Source organism: Ollibium composti (assembly GCF_004801285.1).
GTDB lineage: Bacteria > Pseudomonadota > Alphaproteobacteria > Rhizobiales > Rhizobiaceae > Mesorhizobium > Mesorhizobium composti.
This window is the reverse complement of sequence record NZ_SSNY01000004.1, coordinates 55,318-78,989: the sequence shown is the minus strand read 5'-3', so window position 1 is coordinate 78,989 and position 23,672 is coordinate 55,318. Positions and strand designations below refer to the sequence as shown.

Below are 23,672 nucleotides of genomic sequence, written 5' to 3'. Positions count from 1 at the left end.
GGGAGAGTGCGACATGACATGGAAATCAAGCCTTCTTGCGGCGTCGCTCGCCGCCCTTGGCCTCGGCGCGATGGCGGGGACCGCCTCGGCCGCCGGCCCGACCTGTGCCGACGGCGCCATCAAGGTCGGCGCCGTCTCGACCGTCACCGGCCCCGCCGATTTCAGCGAGGTGCCGAAGGCCACGCAGGCCGCCTTCGACGCGGTCAACGCCGCCGGCGGCATCAACGGCTGCAAGATCGACTACACCATCGCTGACGACAAGGCGGACCCCGCCGTGGCGGCGCAGGCGGCGCGCGACCTGATCGACAACAAGGAAGCCGTGGCGCTGGTCGGCTCGGCCAGCCTGCTCGATTGCGCCGTCAACGGCGCCACCTATGCCCGCAAGGACATCCGCTCCATCCAGGGGCTCGGGGTCGACGCCGCCTGCTTCTCCTCGCCCAACATCGCGCCGGTCAATGTCGGTCCGTTCACGCTGACGACGGCGATGGGCTACTACGCCAGCAATGTGCTCAAGGCCAAGAAACTCTGTGCCTTCTTCATCATCATCGGCGGCACGCAGGAAGCCTACAAGAAAGGCATCGAGGACTGGGAAAAGATCTCCGGCCAGAAGATCCACCTGCTCGATCTCACCCTGCCGTTCCAGGGCGATCTGACGCCCTATGTCATCAAGGCGCGCGACGCCGGTTGCGATACGGTGCTGACCAACCAGGTCGAGCCGCAGGTGGTGCAGCTCATCAAGACGGTCGACGCCCAGAAGATCACCGGCATCAACTGGCTGTTCCTCGCCCCCGGCTACACCGAGCAGGTCGCCAAGGCGCTGGCCGACTCCCCGCAGCCGATCTATGCCGGCACCGAGTGGGAGCCCTACACCGAGACGGATTCGGCCGCCAACGCCGAATGGATCGCCGACATGAAGAAGGCGAACCGGCCGCTCACCGCCTTCTCGCAGGGCGGTTATCTCGCCGCGCAGATGTTCCTCAAGGTCGTCGGCGGCATCGACGGCGAGGTGACGCGCGACAGCGTCAACGCGGCTCTGCTGAAGATGCAGCCGATCTCCAATCCGCTCGCCGGTTCGCCCTACGTGTTCGGCGAGGCCAAGACGCATTCGCCGATGCGGGCCACCAAGGTGATGAAGCTCGACAAGGGCAAGTGGACGGTCGAGACGAAAGACTGGGTGCACTTGCCGGATGTCAAATAGGTCCTCCCTGGACTTCCTCCCTGGGGCGGCGGCATCGTCCGCCGCCCGCTTTTTCTCACAGGACGGGTCATGGACGCATTGCTCACATCCGCGGTGGCGGGACTGACGGCAGGAGGGACATACGCCCTTCTCGGCGTCTGCGCCGTCTTCACCTACCGGCTGGTCTCGGTGGTCAATTTCACCGGTGCCGCGATCGGCACGGCGGGAACCTTCGCGCTGATCGCGCTGACGGAGGCGGGCTATCCGACATGGCCTTCGGTGCTGGCGGGCATTCTCGTCGGCACCTTCGTCGGCGTCGCCATCGGCACCATCATGACCCGCTGGTTCGCCGAATCCAGCGCCTCGACCAAGGCGGCCGTCACGGTCGCGCTGCTGGTCGGGTTGATCGCCGTCGGCTTGCGGCTGACCGGTGGCCAGCACCCGCATGTGATGCCGGAGCTTTTCCCCGGCTCGGCCTTTCGCCTGGCGGGTGTGGAAGTCACCATCGCCTCGGTGCTGACGATCGGGCTGGCGGTGCTGTTCACAGTGCTGTCCGACCTGTTCCTGAACCGCACGCGCGTCGGTCTTCATCTGCGCGCCCTGTCCGACCGGCCGATGGCCGCCGAACTGCTGGGCGTCAAGGTGCAACTGCTGTCGCTGCTGGTATGGGGGCTGACGGGCGCCTTCACCACCTTCGCGCTGATGATCATCGCGCCGCAGCGCTCGCCCAATTTCATGACGCTCAGCCTGCTGGTGGTGCCGGCGCTGGCGGCGGCCCTCGTCGGCCTGTTCCGCAGCTTCTGGCTGACGCTGGCCGGCGGCATCCTGCTCGGCGTCATCGAAGGCATGGCGAGCACGGTGGATTCGATCAGCCAGTACCGCAGCGCCATCCCCTTCCTGGTGGTGCTCGCCGTGCTGCTGTGGTCGCAGAGGGAGGCCCGCTGGGATGACGCGCGCTAGCCTCAGAGCCTCGCTGGCGCTCGTCGCCGCCCTTGCCGTTGGCGGCGCGGCGGTCGTCGGCTTGTTGCCGTCCTACTGGGTGTTCCTCGCCACTTCGGTGCTGATCACCGGCGTCGCGCTGCAAAGCCTCGGGCTGGTGGCCGGCCGCACGGGCATGATCGCACTGTGCCAGATGTCGTTCGCCGGTGTCGGAGCCTGGACGGTCGGCTATCTCAATCTGGCGGAAGCGCCGGGCGACCTGGCCGTGTGGATCCTGCTCGGCGGGCTGGCGGCGGTGCCGTTCGGTGTCGCCATCGGGCTTCCGGCGCTGAGACTGCGCGGCATCAACCTCGCCATCGTCACGCTGTCCTTCGCCACCGCTTTCGACACCATTCTCGCCACCATCACCTATCCGGGGCAGACGACCTTCCTGCAAGTGCCGCGCCCGGCGCTGTTCGACAGCGACGGCAGCTATTTCGTCTTCGTGCAGATCGTCTATGCCGTCATCGCGGTTGCGCTGGAATTCCTCGCGCGTTCGCGGCTCGGCGCTTCCTGGCTGGCGGTGCGGCATTCGGAGCGGGCGGCGGCGGCGCACGGGGTGAGCATCGCCGCCTCGAAACTGTCGGCCTTCGCCATCTCGGCCTTCACCGCCGGCATTTCCGGCGGGTTGCTCGCCGGCTATCTCGGCACGCTGGTGGCGGAGAATTTTTCCATGATGGCGTCCCTCAGCCTTTATGCGGTGGCGGTGATGACCGGCGCGCATTTCGCCGAGGGCGCCATCATCGGCGGGCTGCTGGTGGTGATGTTCCCGGAAATCCTGCGGCGCTTCGACCTGCCGCAGGACATCGGCAACGTGCTGTTCGCCATCGGCGCGACGCAGGCGCTGTCGACCGGCGAGACGATGAGCGAGACGTTCCGCCGGCTGGCCCGCAAGCTCAGGCCCGCGCGGCGGACCAAGGCGGCGGATGCGACCGGGGCCAGTTTGCCGCAGCCGGCCGCCCAGGCGGCGCCGGTGGCGCTGGAGATCGACGACCTCAGCGTCCGTTATGGCAGCGTGGTGGCGCTGGACCATGTCAACCTGAAGGTGCTGGCCGGCACGGTGGCCGGGCTGATCGGCCCCAACGGTGCGGGCAAGTCCACTTTCATCGACGCGGTCGCGGGTTTCCTGCACGCCTATGAGGGCAGTGTGAAACTGGCCGGCGCCGCGCTCGAGGGCCGGCCGGCGCATCTGCGCGCCCGCGCCGGCGTGCGCCGCACCTGGCAGACCAACCGCATCGCGCCGGAACTGACGGTCGGCGGCTATCTGAACCTCGCGGCGAAGGGCCTGACGGAAAGCGAGATTGCGGCCATTCTCGGTTGGCTCGACTGCCCCGATCCAGAGGTGCCGGTGACGACGGTCGATGCCGGCACGCGGCGCCTGCTGGATGTCGCCGGCGTTGTCGCCGCGCGGCCTGCGGTGGTGTTGCTGGACGAGCCGGCGGCGGGGCAGTCGCATGAGGAGTCGGTGCGGCTGGGCCAGCGCATAGCGCAGATCCCGAAACTGTTCGGCTCGGCCGTGCTGCTGGTCGAGCACGACATGGACCTCGTGCGCTCGGTCTGTTCCGAAATCACGGTGCTGGACTTCGGCAAGGTCATCGCCTCCGGTCCGCCGGCGAAAGTGCTCGGCGAGCCGGCGGTCAAGAAGGCCTATCTCGGCATCGAGGAAGAAAGCGTGGCGGCATGAGCAGGTTCGTCATTTCCGATCTGAGCGTGAACCGGGCGGAACTGCCTGTCGTTTCGAAGGTGAGCCTCGTCGCCGAAAGCGGTGCGATCAGCGTGCTGCTCGGTGCCAACGGCGCCGGCAAGACGACGCTGCTGGAAGGGCTGTCGGGGATCATCCCGGTGGCCGGGGGCAGGATCGAGCTGGACGGGCGGGAAATCCACAAGGCAAGGCCGGGCCTGCGCTCGCGCGAGGGACTGGCGCATGTCGAGCAGGGGCGCACGGTCTTTCGCCAGTTGACGACGGAGGAAAATCTTAAAGTGGGCCTCAGCCGGGAGGCGGAAATGGCACAAGCCTACGACCTTTTTCCCGAGCTGGTGCAGCGCCGCGCGGTGCGGGCCGGCCTGCTGTCCGGCGGCGAGCAGCAGATGCTGGTCATCGCGCGCGCCCTGCTGACGCGGCCGAAGGTCCTGCTCATCGACGAGATGTCGGCGGGGCTTGCGCCGGTCATCGTCACGCGGCTGATGAACGCCGTGCGCCGGCTGGCCGACGAGGGGCTGGCGATCCTGCTGGTCGAGCAGTTCGCGGCGCTTGCGCTGTCGATCGGCGACCGCGCCTATGTCATGCGGCGCGGCCGCATCGTCCATGACGGGGAGTGCAAGGCGCTGGCCAGAACGCCGGACGAGCTGCACCGGCTCTACCTCGGCACCGAAGCGGCCTAGGCGCCGCAAACTGGACTCGTAAAGCATGGTTTTTGACCATGTGGACAAAACTTTAGCCGCGATCCATAGTCGCCCGGCGGCCCCGCAGAAGGACGCGCCGCGAATCCAAAAGAGGGTCGAACGATGGACAATGGGATGAGGGGCAAGGTGCTGCCGGCCGGGCTGTCGCGGCGCGAAGTGCTAGGGCTGGGGGCCGCCGGCATGGCGGCGCTGGTTTTGCCGCGCTGGGCGTTTGCCGCCGACGAGAAGGTGAAGGTGGCGGCGATCTTCGCCACGCCGATCGAGGAGCCGTGGGACCACCAGATCCACGTCGCGCTGCAGAAGGCCGAGAAGGAACTCGGCATCGAATACAAATGGTCTGAGAAGGTGCAGACCGCCGATTTCGGCCGCGTCATGCGCGAATATGCACAAGGCGGCGCGCAGCTGATCATGGGCGACGCCTTCGCGGCCGAGCGCGAATCCCGCCGCACCGCCAAGCAGTTCCCGAAGACCGCCTTCCTGTTCGGCTCCGGCGCTGGGCCGGCCGAGCCGAATTTCGGCGTCTTCGACAACTGGATCCACGAGCCGGCCTACCTGTCGGGCATGATCGCCGGCAAGATGTCGAAGTCGGGCACGGTCGGCGCGGTCGCGGCGATGGGCATTCCCGAGGTCAACCGGCTGGTCAACGCCTTCTTCGCCGGCGCGCGTGAGGTCAACAAGGACGTCAAGCGCAAGGTCACCTTCATCGGCTCGTTCTTCGACCCGCCGAAGGCCAAGGAGGCGGCCATCGCGCAGATCGACGCCGGCGTCGACGTCATCTATGCCGAGCGCTTCGGCGTCATCGAGGCGGCGCAGGAAAAGGGCGTGTTCGCCATTTCCAACATGTCCGACCAGTCGAGCCTGGCGCCCGATACCGTCATTACCGGGCCTGTGTGGGACATGTACCCGACCGTCCAGCAGGCGGTGAAGCTGGTCAAGGCCGGCGTGTTCACCGCGCAGGACTACGGCGACTTCTCGCGCATGGCCAAGGGCGGCTCGTCGCTGGCGCCCTACCACAAGTTCGATGAGAAGCTGCCGGCGGACGTCAAGGAGCTGATCGAGAAGAAGAAGGCCGAGATCCTGGAAGGCATGTTCCGCGTCGACGTGGACGAGAACACGCCGACCTCGGATTGAACGTTTTTCTTTTCTCCGGATCTCCGGGCAATCGCGTTGGCGCATACCCCCCACCCCTAGCCCCCCGCAAGGGGGAGGGGGACTTTGCAGCGGTACTGGCCCGCACCCATTCGACAGGCGTCGACAACAGCGGTGACGGCGTCTCCCTCCCCCTTGCGGGGAGGGGACAGGGGTGGGGGTAGCGCCGGAGCGATTTCGCCGTTACGGCAATCCTTGGATTCGAAAGCCCTACTGGACTCCCCGTGACCACACTTCCTCCCCTCATCGAGATGCGCGGCATCTCCAAGAGCTTCGGCCCGGTGAAGGCCAACGAGGCTGTCGACCTTGCCGTCGCGCCGGGCGAAATCCTCGGCCTGCTGGGCGAGAACGGCGCCGGCAAGACGACGCTGATGAACATCCTGTTCGGCGCCTACCAGCCCGACGCCGGCGAAATCCTTGTGAATGGCAAGCCGGTCAGCATCCGCAATTCGGCCGATGCGCTGGCGGCAGGCATCGGCATGGTGCATCAGCATTTCCATCTCGCCTCGCGGCTGACCGTAATGGAAAACCTGCTGATCGGCATTCCGGGCAAAGGCGGCCGGCTGGACCGCGCCGGCGCGCTGGCAAGATTGGACGATATCGCCCGCAACTACGGCCTGCATCTCGACCCGGACCAGCCGGTGTCCGCCCTTTCCATCGGCGAACAGCAGCGGCTGGAAATCATCAAGGCGCTGTTTCGCCGGGCGCGGCTGTTGATCCTCGACGAGCCGACGGCGGTGCTGGCGCCGAGCGAGGTGGACGGGCTGTTTTCCGCGCTGCGGGCGATGGCAGCGCAAGGGCTCGGCATCATCTTCATTTCGCATAAGCTCAACGAGGTGCGCGCGCTGACCCATCGCTGCGTCGTGCTCAGACACGGCCGCGTCGCCGGGCGCGTCGATGTGCCGGCCGAGACGACGGCGCTGGAAATGGCGCAATTGATGTGCGGCCACGAGATAGTGCCGCCTGAACGTGGCCCGTCTGTGCCGGGCGCGGTGGTGCTGTCGCTCGATGCGGTTTCCACCGGCGGCCATGGCGGCATGCCGTTGCGCGCAGTCACGCTTGCCGTGCGCGAAGGCGAGATCGTCGGCATCGCCGGCGTTTCGGGCAACGGCCAGCGGGCGCTGGCCGATGTGGTTTCGGGCATGCTGAAACCGCAGTCCGGCACGATGGATATCGCCGGAAAGCGTGTCGCGGCCTTCACGCCGCGCGAGGTGCAGGCGCTCGGCCTCGGCCGCATTCCCGAGGACCGGATGACGACCGGGCTGGTGACCAACCTGCCGCTCGCCGATTCCATGGTGCTGCCGCGCATCGGCACAGAAGCCTTCTCAGCCAGGGGGCTGCTGAAACCCGGCGCCATCGTCGCCTTCGCCGAAGCCCAGATCGAGGCTTTCGATATTCGCTGTCCGGGGCCGATGGTCCGCGCCGGCGCGCTGTCCGGCGGCAATCTGCAAAAGGCGCTGCTGGCGCGCGAACTCGCCTTCGATCCGAAAGTGCTGATCGCCGCGCAGCCGACGCGTGGCCTCGACATCGGCGCGGCGCGCTTCGTGCACGAGAAATTCCTGGCGCTCAGGGCCAGGCGCTGCGGCATCGTCGTCGTCAGCGAGGACCTTGAGGAACTCCTGGCGCTCAGCGACCGCATCGCCGTCATGTACGAGGGCCGCATCGTCGGCGTTCTCGATTCTGCGGATGCCAGTGTTTCGCGGCTGGGCATGCTGATGAGCGGGGCAGGGGGGAGCGCCTGATGCTGCGTCTGGAAGCCCGGCAAAGGACGCCGGCATGGCTGAACCTCACCCTGCCGCTGGTCGCCATCGTCGTCACGCTGATCCTGTGCAGCGGCCTGATCGTGCTGGCGGGCGCGGGCGTGGCGGACGCCTATGGCGTGATGTTCAAGGCCTCGCTCGGCGACAGCTACGCCATCACCGAGACTTTGGTGCGCGCCGCCCCGATGATCTTCACCGGCCTGGCGGTGACGCTGGCCTTCCGTGCGAAATTCTGGAACATCGGCGCCGAGGGCCAGCTTCTCGCCGGCGCGATGGCAAGCTGCTTCGTCGGCGCCATCCCGATGCCCGGCCCGCTCGCCATGCTTTTGATGGCGATTGCCGGAGCCGCCGCCGGTGCTGCCGTCGCGCTTATCCCAGCGCTGCTGCGCGTCAGGCTGAAGGTCGACGACGTGGTGAGTTCGCTGCTGCTCAATTCGGTCGTCTTCTATATCCTGATGGCGCTGATCGAAGGGCCATGGAAGGACCCGTTCAGCGGCTATCCGATCTCGCCGCCGATCGAGGATTCGGCCGGCCTGCCGGTGCTGATCGAAGGCACGCGGCTGCATCTCGGCGTGCTGGTGGCGGTGCTGGCGGCACCTCTGGTCTGGCTGCTGATATCGCGCACGGTTCTCGGCTTCCGCATCCGCGTCACCGGCGAGAACCCGGAGGCGGCGCGCTACGGCGGCATCGACGTGCAGCGTGTCATCGTTATCGCGGCGCTGCTTTCCGGCGCGCTGGCCGGGTTGGCCGGCGTCGGCGAGGTGGGCGGCGTGCACTTCCAGGTGATGAGCGACATTTCGCCGGGCTACGGCTATTCGGGCATCGTCATCGCCATGCTGGCAAGGCTCAACCCGCTCGGCGTCGTGCCGGTCGCCATCTTCCTTGCCGCCGTGATGACGGGTGCGGAGGCGATGTCGCGTGCCACCGGCGTGCCGGCCTTCCTCAGCGACGTCATCCAGGGCACGGCGCTGCTCGCCATGCTGGTAGCGCTGCTGTTCACAGCCTATCGCATCCGGAGGAGCGCATGAGCGCGGTGCTGGAACAGGTCTTCCAGGTCGGCTTTCTCGCCGCCATCATCCGCATCGCCACGCCGCTCGCCTTCGCGACGCTGGGCGAGATGTTCTCCGAGCGCGCCGGCGTGCTCAACCTCGGCATCGAGGGCATCATGCTGCTCGCCGCCATGGCCGGCTTCACCGGTGCCTATTTCTCCGGCAGCCTGTGGGTCGGCGTGCTGGCGGCGGTCGCGGCCGGCGCGCTGATGGGCGCGCTGCACGCGCTGTTCACGGTCGTGCTCGGCCTGTCGCAGCACGTGTGCGGCATCGGCGTGACGCTGTTTTCCTCCGGCCTCGCCTATTTCCTCTACCGGCTGATCTTCGGCCAGCAATCGGTGCCGCCCAGCATCAAGGGCTTCCAGCCGGTGCCGATCCCGATCCTGTCCGATATTCCGGTACTCGGGCCGGCGGTCTTCAACCAGTTCACGCTGGTCTACATGGCGATCCTCGCCATTCCGCTGGCGGCTTTCATCCTTTACCGCACGCCATGGGGGCTTTCGGTGCGCATGGTGGGCGAGAACCCGCGTGCCGCCGATTCGGCCGGCGTGTCGGTGATGGCGACGCGGTTCCAGGCCGTCGTGCTGGGCGGCGCGCTGATGGGGCTGGCCGGTTCCTTCCTCGTCATGGCGCAGTTCAACGCCTTCACCTTCGGCGTCGTTTCCGGGCGCGGCTGGGTGGCGATCGCGCTGGTGGTGTTCGGTCGCTGGGACCCGTGGCGCTCGGCGGGAGCGGCGCTGCTGTTCGCCTTCGTCGACGCCTTGCAGCTTCGCTTGCAGGCAGCCGGGCTCGGTCATATCCCCTATGAAGCCTTCCTGATGCTGCCCTTCGTGCTCACCATCGTCGCCATGGCCTTCATGTCGCGCAACGCGGTGGCGCCGTCGGCCTTGCTGAAGCCGTTCCGCCGCGAAGAACGCTGAGAGCCCGTTTGGAAATTCTATTCCGGCGGCCATCTGACGGCGTTTTCTGTGCTTCCGTTGCTCACGGACCCAATGTCCGCTGCGCTACGGTTCTCGAAACCACCGCCATATGGCTCGCCGGAGCGAATTCCCGAACGGGCTCTGAGGCGTCTTTTCGCACCTTTGCCTTGTTGTCATGGGCGCGGGCTGCGGTTAGGAAATCAGGACGAGTGTTGTCGGCATGCCTGCTTCGGGCGCGCCGGCTGCGGAGGCGAGACGACGCATCGAATAGGCGAGGGCGGATAGAGCATGCGGGACGGCAACCTGTTGGCGGTGCTGATCGTCCTGCCCTTCCTCGGCTCCCTTCTGGCCGCGCTCATGACGCCGATGGCGCGCAACGCCGAAGCCTGGCTTTCGGGGCTGGTCGCGCTTGCCGCCTTCGTCGTGGCCGCCTCCTTCTATCCGCATGTCACCGGTGGCGGCGTCGTCAAGCAGACGATCGAATGGATCCCGGCGCTCGGCCTTTCCTTCACGCTGCGCATGGACGGCTTCGCCTGGATGTTCTCCATGCTGATCACCGGCATCGGCCTACTCGTCGTCGTCTATGCCCGCTACTACATGTCGCCGAAGGATCCGGTGGCGCGTTTCTATGCCTTCCTGCTTGCCTTCATGGGCGCCATGCAGGGCCTCGTCATCGCCGGCAACCTGATCCTGCTCGCCGTCTTCTGGGAACTGACCAGCGTCTTTTCCTTCCTGCTGATCGGCTACTGGCACCATAACCAGAACGCCCGCGACGGCGCCCGCATGGCGCTCACTCTCACCGGCACGGGCGGGCTCTGCCTGCTGGTTGGCCTGATCCTCATCGGCCACATCGTCGGCAGCTACGACCTCGACGCGGTGCTGGCCTCGGGCGACGCGATCCGTTCGAATCCGCTCTATGTTCCGGTGCTGCTCTTGGTGCTGGCGGGCGCGCTGACCAAGAGCGCGCAGTTTCCCTTCCATTTCTGGCTGCCCAACGCCATGGCGGCACCGACGCCGGTTTCGGCCTACCTGCATTCGGCGACGATGGTGAAGGCCGGCGTCTTCCTTTTGACGCGCTTCTGGCCGGTGCTGTCGGGCACGCCCGAATGGTTCAACCTGGTGGGGATCGCCGGGCTGGCGACGCTGCTGCTCGGCGCCTATTTCGCCATCTTCCAGCAGGACCTGAAAGGCCTGCTCGCCTATTCGACCATCAGCCATCTCGGTCTGATCACATCCCTGCTCTCCTTCGGCAGCCCGCTGGCGGCGGTGGCGGCGATCTTCCACATGGCCAACCATGCCACCTTCAAGGCGTCGCTGTTCATGGCCGCCGGCATCATCGACCACGAGGCGGGAACGCGCGACATGCGCAAGCTTTCCGGCCTGTTCTCCTTCATGCCGATCACCGCGACGCTCGCCATGGTGGCGAGTGCGGCAATGGGCGGCGTGCCGCTGCTCAACGGATTCCTGTCCAAGGAAATGTTCTTCGCCGAGGCGCTGGAGCAGCACCGACTGTCGCTGCTCGACAGCGCCGCGCCCTATATCGCGACGCTCGCCGGCGCCTTCGCCGTGACCTATTCGGCACGATTCATCTACACTGTGTTCTTTGGCCCCAAGCCGGTCGACCTGCCGCAGGAGCCGCACGAACCGCCGCTTCTTATGCGCCTGCCGGTCGCGCTTCTGGTCATCGCCTGCGTCGTCGTCGGCGTCATCCCGGCGGTGAGCATCGGTCCCTTCCTCGACACGGCGGTGACCGCTGTCCTCGGCGACCGCACGCCGGCCTACAGCCTCGTCGTCTGGCACGGCTTCACCACGCCGCTCATCATGAGCATGATCGCGCTGGTCGCCGGGCTGGCGCTCTATGCGGCGCTGCACCGCTATCTCGCCAGCAGCGAGGAGGGGGCGCCGTTCTTCCGCCGTTTCAAGGGCCAGCGCATCTTCGAGCGCATCCTGGTCACGGTCAGCTGGCGCTGGGCGCGCGCCGTCGAAGCAGTCGTTGCGACGAGGCGTTTGCAGCCGCAGGTGCGGCTGATCGTCGTGGCGGCGATCCTTGCCGGCTTCTGGGCGATGTGGGGCGAGGGCAACCTGATGCCGCGCCTGACCGTGCATGGGTTGGACCCGGTGCTCGGCTCGCTGTGGGCCATCGGCGGGGTCTGCGCCGTCTCGGCGGCGATCATGGCCAAGTACCAGCGGCTCGCGGCCCTCATCCTGATGAGCGGAACCGGGCTGGTCACCTGCCTGTCCTTCGTCTGGCTGTCGGCGCCCGACCTTGCCGTCACGCAGTTGCTGGTCGAGATCGTCACCACGGTGCTCATCCTGCTCGGCCTGCGCTGGCTGCCGAAGCGCGACAAGGCGGTGGCCGAGGCCATCGACACGGCGACGCGGCTGAGGCGGCACCGCGATTTCGCCATCGCGCTGGTGGCGGGCTTCGGTATCGCCGCGCTCGCCTATTTCGCCATGCTGACGCCGCGACCGCCTTCGGTCGGTGATTTCTACCTGAAGCATTCCTACGCCGAGGCCGGCGGCACCAACGTCGTCAACGTCATCCTGGTCGATTTCCGCGGCTTCGACACGATGTTCGAGATCGTCGTGCTGGCGATCGTCGCGCTCACCGTGTTCGCGCTGCTTCGCCGTTTCAGGCCGGCCGAGGACAATGCCGAGGCGCCCTACCAGCAACGCGAGCAGGACGAATTCGATTCGGTGCGCCGCGACCGCGAGGTCGGCGAGACGCTGAAGGACTATCTTCTGGTGCCGTCGATCATCATGCGCTGGATGTTCCCGGTGATCGTGGTGCTGGCCGTCTACCTGCTGCTGCGCGGGCATGACCAGCCGGGCGGCGGCTTCGCGGCGGGCATTGCCATGGCGACGGGCTTCCTGTTGCAATACCTGGCCGGCGGTGCGCGCTGGGTGGAGGAGCGGCTGCGCATCCTGCCGGTGCGCTGGATCGGCGTCGGCCTGCTGACTTCGGTGGCCACCGGTCTCGGCTCGCTGGCCTTCGGTTATCCCTTCCTGACGTCCTATTTCCAGTACACGCCGATCCCCTACATCGGGAAGATGCCGACGGCGTCTGCGATGCTGTTCGATCTCGGCGTCTTCAGTCTCGTCGTCGGCGCGACCGTGCTGATGCTGATCGCGATCGCCCACCAGTCGCTGCGCATTCGTGCGCGGCCCCGAAAGCCGGCCGAAGGGGAGGGCGCCTGATGGAACTGGTCATCGCCGCCGCCATCGGTGTCCTGTCGGCCTCGGGCGTCTGGCTCATCCTGCGCCCGCGCACCTACCAGCTGGTCATCGGGCTGGCGCTCTTATCCTACGCCGTCAACCTGTTCATCTTCAGCATGGGGCGGCTGCGCGTGAATGCGCCGCCCGTGCTCGACGGCTCCGCCCCGGTCGACGTGACGGCCTATATCGATCCGGTGCCGCAGGCGCTGGTGTTGACGGCCATCGTCATCAGCTTCGCCACCACAGCGCTGTTCCTCGTCGTGCTGATCGTCTCGCGCGGCATGACCGGCACCGACCACGTCGACGGGCGGGAGGGCTGACATGGTCGAGCCGGCCCATCTCGTCGTCGCGCCGATCCTCGTCCCGCTGGTCACCGGCGCGTTGATGCTGTTCTTCGAGGATCGGGAACGCAGGCTGAAGACGGCGCTGTCGCTGGTCTCCATTCTCGCGCTGATCAGCACCGCCACCGCACTGCTCAACACCGTCCACGGCGGCGGCCACGCCGCCAGCCTCGTCTATCTGGTCGGCAACTGGCCGGCTCCCATCGCCATCTCCCTGGTGGCGGACCGCCTGGCGGCGGTCATGCTGCTGCTCACGGCGTTGCTGGCGCTGCCGGCGATGATCTCTGCGACGCAGCGCTGGGAGAAGGTGGGGCCGCATTTCCACTCGCTGTTCCAGTTCCTGCTGGTCGGCCTCAACGGCGCCTTCCTGACCGGCGACCTGTTCAACCTGTTCGTCTTCTTCGAGGTGATGCTGGCGGCCTCCTACGGCCTCGCGCTGCACGGCGGCGGGGCGCTGCGCGTGCGCGGCGGGCTGAACTACATCGTCGTCAACCTCGTCGCCTCACTGATCTTCCTGATCGGCATCGCCATGGTGTTCAGCGCAGCCGGCAGCCTCAACATGGCCGAGATCGCGCTTCGGGCCGAGTCGATGCAGGGCTTCGCGCTGCCGGCGTTGCATGTGGGCCTGGCGATGCTGGGGCTCGCCTTCCTCATCAAGGCCGGCATGTGGCCGCTCGGCCTGTGGCTGGTGCCGGCCTATTCGGCGGCCGCCGGGCCGGTCGCGGCGGTCTTCGCCATCCTGAGCAAGGTCGGCGTCTACGCGCTTCTGCGGCTGGCGCTGCTGGTGCCGAACAAGGGCATCGCCTTCGGCTCGCTGGTCATCTTCATCGGCGGGGTGGCGACGCTGGTGTTCGCCTCCATCGGCATTCTCGCCTCGCAATCGCTGAAGCGGGCGGCCGGTTATTTCGTGCTGATGTCGTCCGGTACGCTGCTTGCCGCATTCGGCATGTCGCAATCCGCGGTGACGGCCGGCGCGCTGTTCTACATGCTGAGCTCGACGCTGGCGGTCGGTGCCTTCTTCCTCGTCGTCGAGCTGATCGAGCGCGAGCAGGACGCCGCCTCCAGCGTGCTTGCCGTCACCATGGAAGCCTATGGCGAGGGCGAGGAGGACATGGAGGAGGAAGAGGCCGAGGTCGGCCGCACCATGCCGGGCGCCGTGGCGATTCTCGGCATCGGCTTCTGCCTGCTCGCCATGGTGCTGATCGGCCTGCCGCCGCTGCCGGGCTTCCTCGCCAAGTTCGCCATCCTGACGGCGCTGCTGGGACCGGAGGCTTCGGTGCCGGCGGCCTCGAACTTCATGCGCGGCACGCTGGCCGTGCTCCTGATCGCGTCCGGCGTCGTGTCGCTGGTGGCGCTGTCGCGTGCCGGCATCCGCGTTTTTTGGGCGCCGGTCGAACCCTTCCTGCCGCGCATCACCGTCACCGAGACGGCGCCGATCCTCTATCTGCTCGGGCTGCTCATCGCGCTGGTGCTGGCGGCCGGGCCGGCGATGAACCTGTTTCTGGCGACGGCCGACGACCTGCATCATCAGGTCCGCTATCTCGACGCGGTGCTGGGCGCCGAGCGGGTTCCGCCTTTCGCGGAGGCGCATCCATGAGGTGGCTGCTGCCCTATCCGCTTCTAGCACTGGCGCTGGCCCTCATGTGGCTGCTGCTTTCCGGCGTCTCGCCGGGGCAGGTGGTGCTCGCCGTCGGCGTCGCGACGGGTGCCTCGCATGCGCTGGCCGCCCTTGGCGAAGCCAGCCCGGCTATCCGCCGCTGGCTGGCGATCCCGACGCTCGCCGGCGTCGTGTTCCATGACATCGTCGTTTCCAACCTCGAGGTCGCGGGAATCCTGCTCGGCATCAGGCGGACGCGCGGCGCCGGCTTCGTAACGGTGCCGCTCACCACCCGCAGCCCGTCGGCACTGGCGATCCTGTCCATCATCGTCACCAGCACGCCGGGGACCGCTTGGATCGACTATGACGCGGCCCGCAACGAGGTGCTGGTCCATGTGTTCGATCTCGTGGACGAGGCGCATTGGCGCCAGCTGATCGCCGAGCGCTACGAGCGGCTGCTGATGGAGATATTCGAATGAGCGAGACCGTCATCCTCGCCGCCGTATGGTTCGCCCAGATCGCGCTGGCGATGGCCATGTGCCTGTGCACCTGGCGCATGATCGCCGGCCCGCGCGCGCAGGACCGCATCCTTTCCTTGGACGCGCTCTATGTCTGCGCCATGCTGCAACTGCTCGCCTTCGGCATCCGCACCGGGCGCACCATCTATTTCGAGGCGGCGCTGATCATAGGCATGCTGGGCTTCGTCGCCACCGTGTCGCTGGCGAAGTTCCTGATGCGCGGCGAGGTGATCGAATGAGCGTCCATCTCGCCGACGTGCCGCTGTGGGCGGCGATCCTCGCCGCGTTCTTCCTGGTTCTTGGGGCGGGGCTCGCTTTGCTCGGCACCATCGGGCTGGTCCGGCTGCCGACCTTCTACCAGCGCATCCACGCGCCGACACTCGGCACCAGCTGGGGCGCCGCCGGCATGGTGCTGGCCTCGATGATCATCTTCACCGCAGCGTCGGGACGGCTCGTGCTGCACGAGATCCTGATCGGCGTCTTCGTCACGGTGACGACGCCGGTGACGTTGATGATGCTCGGGCGCTCCGCGCTCTACCGCGACCGCAGCGAGCGCAATCCGGAAGTGCCGCAGTTCGGGGCGAGCGACGCGGACGACGACACGGCTCAGGGCGCGTCGTAGCCGGAAGGCGGCTGGAACAGGCCGCCGCGTTTGCGTTCGAGTGCCCGGCCGATGCGCAGCGCCGTCGCCTCCTCGAAGCGCGGCACGACGATCTGCAAGGCCGTCGGCAGGCCATCTCCCATCAGGCCGACCGGGACGCTGAGGGCCGCCGCGTCCATCAGGTTGACGAAGCGGGTGAAGGTGCCGAGCGGCGTCGTCGCCTCGTCGATCTCGGCAACCGGCGGCGGCAGGATCGGCGAGGTCGGCGTCAGCATCGCGCCGGCGCCGTCGAGATAGTGGGCGAAGGCGACCTGCGCGGCGCGGCGATCCTCCAGAAGTTGCTGATAACGCGCGGCATCGATGGCGCGACCCTTCAGCACGCGCGCGCGGATGGCCGGATCGACGACACTGTTCTCGACATCGACATAGCGCCCGAGATTGTGCCAGGCTTCCGCCGCCATGAGATCGCCGGTGAGCGCCATATAGGCCTCCGGCGCTTGCGGCATCGGCCGCTCCTCGATGACGGCGCCGAGTGCTTCCAGATCGGCAAGGGCTGCCCGAAAGCGCTCCATGACGGCGGGCTGGACGCTGGCGAGGTTGCTCGCCGCGGGAACACGCAGGCGCAAGCCGGCGACACCCTGTTCGAGCGTGTCGAGCCGGACCGGCGGAACGCCGTAGGTCGCCGGGTCGTCCGGGTCGCGGCCGGATAGTGCCTCGAACAGCAGGGCCGCGTCCTCTACCGAGCGGGCAAGCGGGCCGACGCTGTCGAAGGAGGTGGCGAGCGCTAGCAGGCCGCCGCGCCCGACGCGGCCGACCGTGGTTTTAAGACCGACGACGCCGCACATGCCGGCCGGGTTGCGGACCGAGCCGCCGGTGTCGGTGCCGAGCGCCGCCGGCACCAGCCCCGCTGCGACCGCGACGCCCGAGCCGCTGGAGGAGCCCCCCGGCGCCCGCGGCACGGCCGGATCGCGCGGGTTGAGCGGCGTGCCGGCGACCGGGTTGGTGCCCCAGCTGCCGAAGGCGAACTCGACGGTGTGCACCTTGCCGACCAGTACCATGCCGGCGTCGGCCAGTCGCGTCACCGCGTTGGCGGTTGCGGTCTGCGCTTTTACGTCGAGAGCGAGGGAGCCGGCGCATGTCGGCTGGCCGGCGACGTGGAAAAGATCCTTGGCGGCGAAGGGCGCGCCGTCGAGCGGGCCTTTCGCCTTGCCCTGCCGGCGCCGCTCGTCGGATTCCTTTGCCGCCTCGATCGCGGCTTCCGGGAGGGTGACGACGAAGGAATGAAGGGCGCCGTCATGGGCGGCGATGCGGTCGAGCGCGCGTCGCGTGACGGCTTCGGCGGTGGTGGCGCCGGAGGCCAGGGCGCGCCCGAGTTCGGCTGCCGTTGCGAATGCGGAAATGTCGTCGGTGCTCACGCCTGTTCCCTCTCGTCGGATATGTCAAAGCATCACGATTCGGGCGGACGAGGGAGGGCCAGCCCAGCCCAAACGATGGCCGATTGCGCGCGGCGCAAGTGTCCCGTGTCAGGCCGACAGGATCAGGCTCGCGGCCTTTTCCGCGATCATCAGGGTCGGCGTGTTGGTGTTGCCGGAGGTAATAGTGGGCATGATCGAGGCGTCGGCGATGCGCAGTTTTCCGACGCCGCGCACACGCAGCCTCTCGTCGACGACGGAGTCCGGGTCGGCGCCCATGCGGCAGGTGCCGACCGGGTGAAAGATGGTGGTGCCGATCTCGCCGGCCGCGCGGACCAGGTCTTCCTCGCTCTGGTAGTCCGGCCCCGGCTTGAATTCCTGCGGCTTGTAGGGCTGGAGCGGCGCTTGGCTCGCAATGCGGCGCGTCAGCCGGATGGCGTCGGCCGCGACCATGCGGTCGGCTTCGGCGGCGAGGTAATTCGGCCGGATCGCCGGCTGGCGGCGGAAATCGGCCGAAGTGGCGTGGATGGAGCCGCGGCTTTCGGGGCGCAGGTTGCAGACCGAGGCGGTGAAGGCGGGGAAGGGATGCACCGCGTCGCCGAACTTGTCGAGGCTGAGCGGCTGGACGTGGAACTGCAGGTTCGGGGTCTCGAAATGGGGTGCGGAGCGGGTGAAGATGCCGAGCTGGCTCGGCGCCATCGCCATCGGCCCGGAGCGCTTCAGGAGATATTCCAGCCCGATCGCCATCTTGCCGAACAGGCGGCTCGCCTGCTCGTTCAGCGTGCGGATGCCGGAGACCTTGTAGGCGAGCCTGAGCTGCAGGTGATCCTGCAGGTTCTCGCCGACCTGGCTGCGCTCGACGGCGACGGGAATGCCGGCCTGCTGCAGCGCCGATCCTGAGCCGATGCCGGACAGTTCCAGCACATGCGGCGAGCCGACGGAGCCAGCGGCGAGGATCACCTCGCGACGGGCGCGGACCGTGCGCCGGGCGTTGCCTTGCATGAATTCGACGCCACGCGCTTCGCCGTCCTCCAGCACGATCCGGGCGACCTGGGCATTGGTCTCCACCTTCAGGTTTTTGCGTGCTGCGACCGGGTGGAGAAAAGCCTTGGCGGAATTGACCCGGACGCCGTGACGCTGGTTGACCTTGAAGTAGGACGAGCCCTCGTTGTCGCCGCGGTTGAAATCGGCGGTGCGGGGAATGCCGGCCGCCTCGGCGGCGGCGCGGAAGGCGTCGAGGATATCCCAGTGCAGCCGCATCTCCTCGACGCGCCATTCGCCGCCGGCGCCGTGGAATTCGTCGGCACCGGCATAATAGTCCTCCGACTTGCGGAAGAAGGGCAGCACGTCGTCCCAACCCCATCCCGTGCAGCCCATCTGCCGCCAGCGGTCGTAGTCGCGCGCCTGGCCGCGCATGTAGATCATGCCGTTGATGGACGAGCAGCCGCCCAGCACCTTGCCGCGCGGATAGGCCAGCGCCCGGCCGTTCAGGCCGGCCTCGTTCTCGGTCGAAAAGCACCAGTCGGTGCGCGGGTTGGAGATGCAGTAGAGATAGCCGACGGGAATGTGGATCCAGTGGTAGTTGTCGCGTCCGCCGGCCTCCAGCAGGAGCACGGTGGCGTTCGCATCGGCCGACAGGCGATTGGCCAGCAGGCAGCCGGCCGTGCCGGCGCCGACGATCACATAGTCGAACTCGTCCATTTCAGGTCTTCGCGCCCCAGTTCCTTGCGGCTTATTTCTTGATGCCCGGCAGCTTCGCGTAGATTTCGCCGACGATGCCGCGCCGGAACAGAAGCACGCAGATCATGAAGATGGCGCCGGTGGCGATGGTGACGGGAAAGCCCGACGTCGCCAGCGTGTTCTGCAAGGTCACCACCAGCCCGGCGCCGACCATCGGGCCGACCATGGTGCCGATGCCTCCGAGCAGCGTCATCAGGATCACCTCGCCCGACATCTGCCAGGTGACGTCGGTCAGCGTGGCGAACTGGAAGACGATGGCCTTGGTCGCGCCGGCGAGCCCGGCAAGGGCGGCCGACATGACGAAGGCGGCGAGCTTGTAGTTGGCGACCGAGTAGCCGAGCGAGGTGGCGCGGTTCTCGTTCTCGCGGATCGAGCGCAGGACCATGCCGAAGGGCGAATTGACGATGCGCCAGATGGCGAAAACGCCGATCAGGAAGACACCGAGCACGGTGTAGTAGATGTTGAGCGGTCGGCCGAGATCGAGCAGGCCGAGCAGGAAGCCGCGCGGCACGTTCTGGATACCGTCCTCGCCGTTGGTGAAGGGCGCCTGCACGCAGAAGAAGAAGAACATCTGCGCCAGCGCGAGCGTGATCATGGCGAAATAGATGCCCTGGCGGCGGATGGCGAAGAAGCCCATGACGAGGCCGAGCACGGCCGCACCCGCCGTGCCGATCAGGATGCCGACCTCCGGCGTCACGCCCCAGACCTTGACGGTGTGGGCGCAGAAATAGGCCGCGCCGCCGAAGAAGGCGGCGTGGCCGAAGGAGAGCAGCCCGGTGTAGCCGAGCAAAAGGTTGAAGGCGCACGCGAACAGCGCGAAGCACATGATCTTCATCAGGAAGATCGGGTAGAAGAAGAAGGGCGCGGCCAGCAGGGCAACGATGCCCAGCGCCACCAGCAGCCATTCCAGCCGCGCCGTCGATTTCGCCTCGGTCGGTCGGGTAGAGAGCTCGGCCATGTCAGGCATCCCTTCCGAACAGGCCCGCAGGGCGGATGAGCAGCACCACCGCCATGATGACGAAGATGACGATGTTGGAGGCTTCCGGATAGAAGACCTTGGTCAGGCCTTCGGCGAGGCCGAGCACATAGCCGGTGACGATGGCGCCGAGGATCGAGCCCATGCCGCCGACGACGACCACGGCAAAGACGACGATGATGAGGTCGGACCCCATCAGCGGGCTCACCTGGTAGACCGGGGCCGCGAGGATGCCGGCCAGCCCGGCTAGCGCGGAACCGAGGCCGTAGGTGAGGGTCAAAAGTACCGGTACGTTGACGCCGAAGGCCTGCACCAGCTTCGGGTTCTCGGTGGCGGCGCGCAGATAGGCGCCGAGCCTCGTCTTCTCGATGGCGAGCCATGTGCCGAGGCAGATGACCAGCGACGAGAACACCACCCAGCCGCGGTAGTTGGGCAGGAACATGAAGCCGAGATTGGTGCCACCGGCGAGCGCTTGCGGCGCCGCGTAGGGCTGGCCGGAAACGCCGTAGTAGTAGCGGAAGACGCCCTCGATGACGAGCGCGAGGCCGAAGGTGAACAACAGCCCGTAGAGCGGGTCGAGGCTGTAGAGCCTGGACAGCATCGTGCGCTCGATCGCCATGCCGACCACGCCCACGACCAGCGGCGCCAGGATGAGTGCCGGCCAATAACCGATGTTCAGCCATTGCAGGAGCAGGAAACCGACGAAGGCACCGAACATATACTGCGCGCCATGCGCGAAGTTGATGATCTTGAGCATGCCGAAGATGACGGCCAGCCCAAGGCTCAGCATGGCGTAGAAGGAGCCGTTGATGAGCCCCACCAGAAGCTGGCCGAGGAATGCCTGAACCGGGATTCCGAAGATCATGGTCATAATCTAGACCCCCAGCACGTCATGCAGCAGCGCCATGCGCTCGTCGAGTTCGGCGACCGGGAAGCCGGCGGTGATCTTGCCGTGCTCCATCAGGTAGAAGCGGTCGGCGATGCGGCGGGCGAAACGGAAGTTCTGTTCCACCAGCAGGATCGTCATGCCGCGCGCCTTGAGTTCGGCCAGCACCTCGCCGATGCGCTGCACGATGACGGGCGCCAGTCCTTCCGTCGGCTCGTCGAGCAAAAGCATCCTGACGCCGGTGCGCAGCATGCGCGCCATCGCCAGCATCTGCTGTTCGCCGCCGGAAAGCTTCGTTCCCTGGCTGTTGCGGCGCGCCTTGAGATTCGGGAACAGTTCGAAAATCTCGTCCGGGGTCATGCCGCCGGGCGCGACCACCGGCGGCAGGTTGAGGTTCTCCTCGACCGAGAGCGTGGAGAAGATGCCGCGCTCTTCCGGCACGAAGCCGATGCCGGCGCGCGCCACGTGATGCAGCGGCATGCGCATCAGGTCGCGGCCGTCGAATGTCGCCGTGCCGGTGCGCTTGCGGATCAGGCCCATGATGGCGCGCAGCGTCGTCGTCTTGCCGACGCCGTTGCGGCCGAGCAGGGTCACCGTTTCGCCGGGGAAGACGTCGAGGTCGACGCCGTGCAGGGCGTGACCCTCGCCGTACCAGGCGTTGAGGCCGCGCACAGACAGAAGCGGCTCACTCATCTTCGGTCCCCATATAGGCGACCCGGACGCGTTCGTCGGTGCTGACCGTCACGTAGTCGCCGGCGGCGAGGATTTTGCCGGCCTGCAGGACCGTGATCCAGTCGCAGAGTTCGGCCACCACGTCGAGATTGTGTTCGACCATCAGGATGGCGCGGTCGGCGGCGAGCGAGCGGATGAGGCCGGCGACCACCGCGACATCCTCGTGGCCCATGCCGGCCATCGGCTCGTCGAGCAGAAGTACCTTGGGGTCGAGCGCCAGCGTGGTAGCGATCTCCAGCACACGCTTGCGGCCGTAGGAAAGATCGCCGGCCAGCCGGTGTGCGGCTTCGGCCAGCCCGACAGTTTCCAGCAATTCGAAAGCGCGGGGCGTCAGCACGTCGAGCGCGCCGGCCGGCCGCCAGAACTGGGTGGCGAGCCCGTTTGGCCGCTGCAGGGCGACGCGCACATTGTCGAGCACCGACAGGTGCGGGAAGATCGCCGAAATCTGGAACGATCGCACCAGCCCCATGCGCGCCACCTTGGCAGGCGGCGTGCGGGTGATGTCCTGGCCGAGCAGTTCGATCCTGCCGCCTGTGGGCGGCAGGAACTTCGTCAGAAGGTTGAAGACCGTGGTCTTGCCAGCCCCGTTGGGGCCGATCAGGGCGTGGATCTTGCCGTGATGCACGTCCAGATCGACGCCGCCGACGGCGACGAAGCCGGCGAACTCCTTGCGCAGGCCGCGGGCGGACAGCACCACTCGCGGCTCGGCATCGGTCTTTTCAGGCGCCGCAGTCACGGCAGCCGCTGTACTCACTTGGCGGAGAGCGGGCAGCCGCTCTTGTCGGCAGGCAGGAAGGCCTCGTCGCCGGGAATGGTGGCGAGATAGGTGTAGTAATCCCAGTCCTTCTTGCTCTCTTCCGGCTTCTTGACCTGGAACAGGTACATGTCGTGCACCATGTTGCCGTCCGCTTGCACCTTGCCGTTCTCGGTGAAGATGTCGTTCACCGGCATCTCATGCAACTGCTTGGCAACGGCCTCGGTCTCGTCGGTGCCGGCCTTGTCGATCGCCTTGAGGTATTGCAGCACCGCCGAATAGGTGCCGACTTGGATCATGTTCGGCATGCGGTTGGTGCGCTTGAAGAAGCGCTCGGCGAATTCGCGGTTCTTGTCGTTCTGGTCCCAGTACCAGCCTTCGGTCAGCACCACGCCTTGCGCGGCCTGGAGGCCGAGCCCGTGCACTTCCGCCAGCGTGAACAGCAGGGCCGCGAGGCGCTGTCCGCCCGAAACGATGCCGAAATCGGCCGCCTGCTTGATCGAGTTGGACGTGTCGAGGCCGGCGTTGGCGAGGCCGACGATCTTGGCGCCGGAAGACTGCGCCTGCAGAAGGAAGGACGAATAGTCGGTGGCGCCGAGCGGATAGCGCACGGAGCCCAGGACCTTGCCGCCCTTTTCCTTGACGAAGTTGGCGGTCTGCTCTTCCAGCGAATGGCCGAAGGCATAGTCGACGGTGATGAAGTACCAGCTGTCGCCGCCCTGGGCGACCAGCGCGCCGCCGGTGCCGACGGCCTGAGAATGGGTGTCGTAAGCCCAGTGGAAGCCATAGGGCGAGCAGGACTTGCCGGTGAGGTCGGTGGTCGCCGCGCCGGTGACGATGTCGATCTTCTTCTTTTCCTTCGAGATGCCCTGCACGGCCAGCGCCACCGACGAGGTGGTCAGTTCCATGATGGCGTCCACCTGTTCGGTGTCGTACCACTGGCGGGCGATGTTGGAGGCGATGTCGGGCTTGTTCTGATGGTCGGCGTCGATGACCTCGATCGGAGCGCCCTGGACCTTGCCGCCGAAATCCTCGACCGCCATCTTGGCGGCCTCGACCGACCACTTGCCGCCGAAGTCGGCATAGACGCCCGACTGGTCGTTCAGGATGCCGATCTTGACCTTGCCGTCCGAGATTTCGGCGGCGGCTGCGGGGATCACGGTGGCGGCCAGAAGGGCCGCCGAAACAAGATGCAACAACTTCACTGTCGATTCCTCCCTGGTGGTCGACCTTCCCGAACCGGAGGCCGACTGTGGCGGCCTCATGCAGCCGTCCGCGTTTTCTTCATTGCCGACCGCTCCTCCGCGGCCCCGGTGCAAATTCACACGATCAAGATCGCGCCGAAATGTGCACGCGGGCGAAGCGTAACATTGACCCGCCGACACGAGAACAGTTATTTTTGTACAACTTCCGTACAAAAATGCACGGATGGCTTTGGAGGGAAACGCCATGTCCATCAATGC

21 protein-coding genes are annotated in these 23,672 nt (G+C 67.0%); 14 read left to right on the top strand and 7 right to left on the bottom strand.

Annotated features, from left to right (window positions below):
* Window positions 1–13: 13 nt before the first annotated feature.
* The 14 genes from E6C48_RS08545 (at window position 14) to mnhG (ending at window position 15,730) form a co-directional block, all read left to right on the top strand.
* The gene (locus E6C48_RS08545; RefSeq protein ID WP_136356102.1) at window positions 14–1,198 is read left to right on the top strand and encodes an ABC transporter substrate-binding protein; all 1,185 of its coding nucleotides are present in this window, start codon (window positions 14–16) and stop codon (window positions 1,196–1,198) included.
* 69 nt (window positions 1,199–1,267) lie between these two features.
* Window positions 1,268–2,137, top strand: coding sequence for a branched-chain amino acid ABC transporter permease (locus tag E6C48_RS08540; protein WP_136356100.1), 870 nt, complete (start codon window positions 1,268–1,270; stop codon window positions 2,135–2,137).
* Window positions 2,124–3,839 carry a branched-chain amino acid ABC transporter ATP-binding protein/permease gene (locus E6C48_RS08535; protein ID WP_136356098.1) on the top strand — a complete coding sequence of 572 codons (1,716 nt, stop codon included), beginning with the start codon at window positions 2,124–2,126 and terminating at the stop codon, window positions 3,837–3,839. The genes E6C48_RS08540 and E6C48_RS08535 overlap by 14 nt, the downstream gene beginning before the upstream one ends.
* Complete coding sequence (locus E6C48_RS08530; RefSeq protein ID WP_136356096.1) at window positions 3,836–4,537, top strand: ABC transporter ATP-binding protein; 702 nt, start codon at window positions 3,836–3,838, stop codon at window positions 4,535–4,537. The genes E6C48_RS08535 and E6C48_RS08530 overlap by 4 nt, the downstream gene beginning before the upstream one ends.
* Before the next feature lie 123 nt (window positions 4,538–4,660).
* Window positions 4,661–5,689 (top strand): BMP family protein, encoded by a 1,029-nt coding sequence (locus tag E6C48_RS08525; RefSeq protein ID WP_136356094.1) that lies wholly within the window; start codon window positions 4,661–4,663, stop codon window positions 5,687–5,689.
* Window positions 5,690–5,958: 269 nt separating this feature from the next.
* Window positions 5,959–7,449, top strand: a complete 1,491-nt coding sequence (locus tag E6C48_RS08520) for an ABC transporter ATP-binding protein (protein WP_136356552.1) — start codon at window positions 5,959–5,961, stop codon at window positions 7,447–7,449.
* Window positions 7,449–8,495: an ABC transporter permease gene (locus E6C48_RS08515; RefSeq protein ID WP_136356092.1), complete on the top strand. Its 1,047-nt coding sequence runs from the start codon at window positions 7,449–7,451 to the stop codon at window positions 8,493–8,495. Before E6C48_RS08520 ends, E6C48_RS08515 begins: the two co-directional genes overlap by 1 nt.
* The gene (locus tag E6C48_RS08510; RefSeq protein WP_136356090.1) at window positions 8,492–9,436 is read left to right on the top strand and encodes an ABC transporter permease; all 945 of its coding nucleotides are present in this window, start codon (window positions 8,492–8,494) and stop codon (window positions 9,434–9,436) included. Before E6C48_RS08515 ends, E6C48_RS08510 begins: the two co-directional genes overlap by 4 nt.
* 288 nt (window positions 9,437–9,724) lie before the next feature.
* Window positions 9,725–12,634: a monovalent cation/H+ antiporter subunit A gene (locus tag E6C48_RS08505; protein ID WP_136356088.1), complete on the top strand. Its 2,910-nt coding sequence runs from the start codon at window positions 9,725–9,727 to the stop codon at window positions 12,632–12,634.
* A complete protein-coding gene (locus tag E6C48_RS08500; RefSeq protein ID WP_136356086.1) occupies window positions 12,634–12,972 on the top strand; it encodes a Na+/H+ antiporter subunit C in 339 nt (112 codons plus the stop codon). Before E6C48_RS08505 ends, E6C48_RS08500 begins: the two co-directional genes overlap by 1 nt.
* A 1-nt stretch (window position 12,973) precedes the next feature.
* Window positions 12,974–14,590: a monovalent cation/H+ antiporter subunit D gene (locus E6C48_RS08495; protein WP_136356084.1), complete on the top strand. Its 1,617-nt coding sequence runs from the start codon at window positions 12,974–12,976 to the stop codon at window positions 14,588–14,590.
* Window positions 14,587–15,069: a Na+/H+ antiporter subunit E gene (locus E6C48_RS08490; protein ID WP_136356081.1), complete on the top strand. Its 483-nt coding sequence runs from the start codon at window positions 14,587–14,589 to the stop codon at window positions 15,067–15,069. The genes E6C48_RS08495 and E6C48_RS08490 overlap by 4 nt, the downstream gene beginning before the upstream one ends.
* Complete coding sequence (locus tag E6C48_RS08485; RefSeq protein ID WP_136356079.1) at window positions 15,066–15,347, top strand: K+/H+ antiporter subunit F; 282 nt, start codon at window positions 15,066–15,068, stop codon at window positions 15,345–15,347. The genes E6C48_RS08490 and E6C48_RS08485 overlap by 4 nt, the downstream gene beginning before the upstream one ends.
* A complete protein-coding gene (gene mnhG / locus E6C48_RS08480; RefSeq protein WP_136356077.1) occupies window positions 15,344–15,730 on the top strand; it encodes a monovalent cation/H(+) antiporter subunit G in 387 nt (128 codons plus the stop codon). Before E6C48_RS08485 ends, mnhG begins: the two co-directional genes overlap by 4 nt.
* Here mnhG and E6C48_RS08475 read toward each other — a convergent pair.
* The 7 genes from E6C48_RS08475 to E6C48_RS08445 all read right to left on the bottom strand — a co-directional run bounded on the left by E6C48_RS08475 (window position 15,715) and on the right by E6C48_RS08445 (window position 23,414).
* Entirely contained in the window at window positions 15,715–17,124 is a 1,410-nt protein-coding gene (locus E6C48_RS08475; RefSeq protein WP_168734487.1) for an amidase, read from the bottom strand. The genes mnhG and E6C48_RS08475 overlap by 16 nt on opposite strands.
* A 108-nt stretch (window positions 17,125–17,232) precedes the next feature.
* Window positions 17,233–18,822 carry a GMC family oxidoreductase gene (locus E6C48_RS08470; RefSeq protein WP_136356073.1) on the bottom strand — a complete coding sequence of 530 codons (1,590 nt, stop codon included), beginning with the start codon at window positions 18,820–18,822 and terminating at the stop codon, window positions 17,233–17,235.
* A 31-nt stretch (window positions 18,823–18,853) separates the two neighbouring features.
* Entirely contained in the window at window positions 18,854–19,819 is a 966-nt protein-coding gene (locus tag E6C48_RS08465; RefSeq protein WP_136356071.1) for a branched-chain amino acid ABC transporter permease, read from the bottom strand.
* 1 nt (window position 19,820) lies between these two features.
* Window positions 19,821–20,708 (bottom strand): branched-chain amino acid ABC transporter permease, encoded by an 888-nt coding sequence (locus E6C48_RS08460; RefSeq protein WP_136356069.1) that lies wholly within the window; start codon window positions 20,706–20,708, stop codon window positions 19,821–19,823.
* Between the two features lie 3 nt (window positions 20,709–20,711).
* A complete protein-coding gene (locus E6C48_RS08455) occupies window positions 20,712–21,416 on the bottom strand; it encodes an ABC transporter ATP-binding protein (protein ID WP_136356067.1) in 705 nt (234 codons plus the stop codon).
* The gene (locus E6C48_RS08450) at window positions 21,409–22,191 is read right to left on the bottom strand and encodes an ABC transporter ATP-binding protein (RefSeq protein ID WP_136356065.1); all 783 of its coding nucleotides are present in this window, start codon (window positions 22,189–22,191) and stop codon (window positions 21,409–21,411) included. Before E6C48_RS08450 ends, E6C48_RS08455 begins: the two co-directional genes overlap by 8 nt.
* A 14-nt stretch (window positions 22,192–22,205) precedes the next feature.
* Complete coding sequence (locus tag E6C48_RS08445) at window positions 22,206–23,414, bottom strand: ABC transporter substrate-binding protein (RefSeq protein WP_136356063.1); 1,209 nt, start codon at window positions 23,412–23,414, stop codon at window positions 22,206–22,208.
* Between the last annotated feature and the right edge of the window lie 258 nt (window positions 23,415–23,672).

Bases quoted from the DNA above. Each gene is read 5' to 3' on its own strand.
- E6C48_RS08520 (WP_136356552.1), top strand. From the start codon at position 5,959: ATGCGCGGCATCTCCAAGAGCTTCGGCCCGGTGAAGGCCAACGAGGCT.
- E6C48_RS08495 (WP_136356084.1), top strand. From the start codon at position 12,974: ATGGTCGAGCCGGCCCATCTCGTCGTCGCGCCGATCCTCGTCCCGCTG.
- E6C48_RS08465 (WP_136356071.1), bottom strand. From the start codon at position 19,819: ATGGCCGAGCTCTCTACCCGACCGACCGAGGCGAAATCGACGGCGCGG.
- E6C48_RS08530 (WP_136356096.1), top strand. From the start codon at position 3,836: ATGAGCAGGTTCGTCATTTCCGATCTGAGCGTGAACCGGGCGGAACTG.
- E6C48_RS08540 (WP_136356100.1), top strand. From the start codon at position 1,268: ATGGACGCATTGCTCACATCCGCGGTGGCGGGACTGACGGCAGGAGGG.
- E6C48_RS08510 (WP_136356090.1), top strand. From the start codon at position 8,492: ATGAGCGCGGTGCTGGAACAGGTCTTCCAGGTCGGCTTTCTCGCCGCC.
- mnhG (WP_136356077.1), top strand. From the start codon at position 15,344: ATGAGCGTCCATCTCGCCGACGTGCCGCTGTGGGCGGCGATCCTCGCC.
- E6C48_RS08490 (WP_136356081.1), top strand. From the start codon at position 14,587: ATGAGGTGGCTGCTGCCCTATCCGCTTCTAGCACTGGCGCTGGCCCTC.
- E6C48_RS08515 (WP_136356092.1), top strand. From the start codon at position 7,449: ATGCTGCGTCTGGAAGCCCGGCAAAGGACGCCGGCATGGCTGAACCTC.
- E6C48_RS08535 (WP_136356098.1), top strand. From the start codon at position 2,124: ATGACGCGCGCTAGCCTCAGAGCCTCGCTGGCGCTCGTCGCCGCCCTT.
- E6C48_RS08485 (WP_136356079.1), top strand. From the start codon at position 15,066: ATGAGCGAGACCGTCATCCTCGCCGCCGTATGGTTCGCCCAGATCGCG.
- E6C48_RS08505 (WP_136356088.1), top strand. From the start codon at position 9,725: ATGCGGGACGGCAACCTGTTGGCGGTGCTGATCGTCCTGCCCTTCCTC.
- E6C48_RS08460 (WP_136356069.1), bottom strand. From the start codon at position 20,708: ATGACCATGATCTTCGGAATCCCGGTTCAGGCATTCCTCGGCCAGCTT.
- E6C48_RS08545 (WP_136356102.1), top strand. From the start codon at position 14: ATGACATGGAAATCAAGCCTTCTTGCGGCGTCGCTCGCCGCCCTTGGC.
- E6C48_RS08470 (WP_136356073.1), bottom strand. From the start codon at position 18,822: ATGGACGAGTTCGACTATGTGATCGTCGGCGCCGGCACGGCCGGCTGC.
- E6C48_RS08525 (WP_136356094.1), top strand. From the start codon at position 4,661: ATGGACAATGGGATGAGGGGCAAGGTGCTGCCGGCCGGGCTGTCGCGG.
- E6C48_RS08500 (WP_136356086.1), top strand. From the start codon at position 12,634: ATGGAACTGGTCATCGCCGCCGCCATCGGTGTCCTGTCGGCCTCGGGC.
- E6C48_RS08455 (WP_136356067.1), bottom strand. From the start codon at position 21,416: ATGAGTGAGCCGCTTCTGTCTGTGCGCGGCCTCAACGCCTGGTACGGC.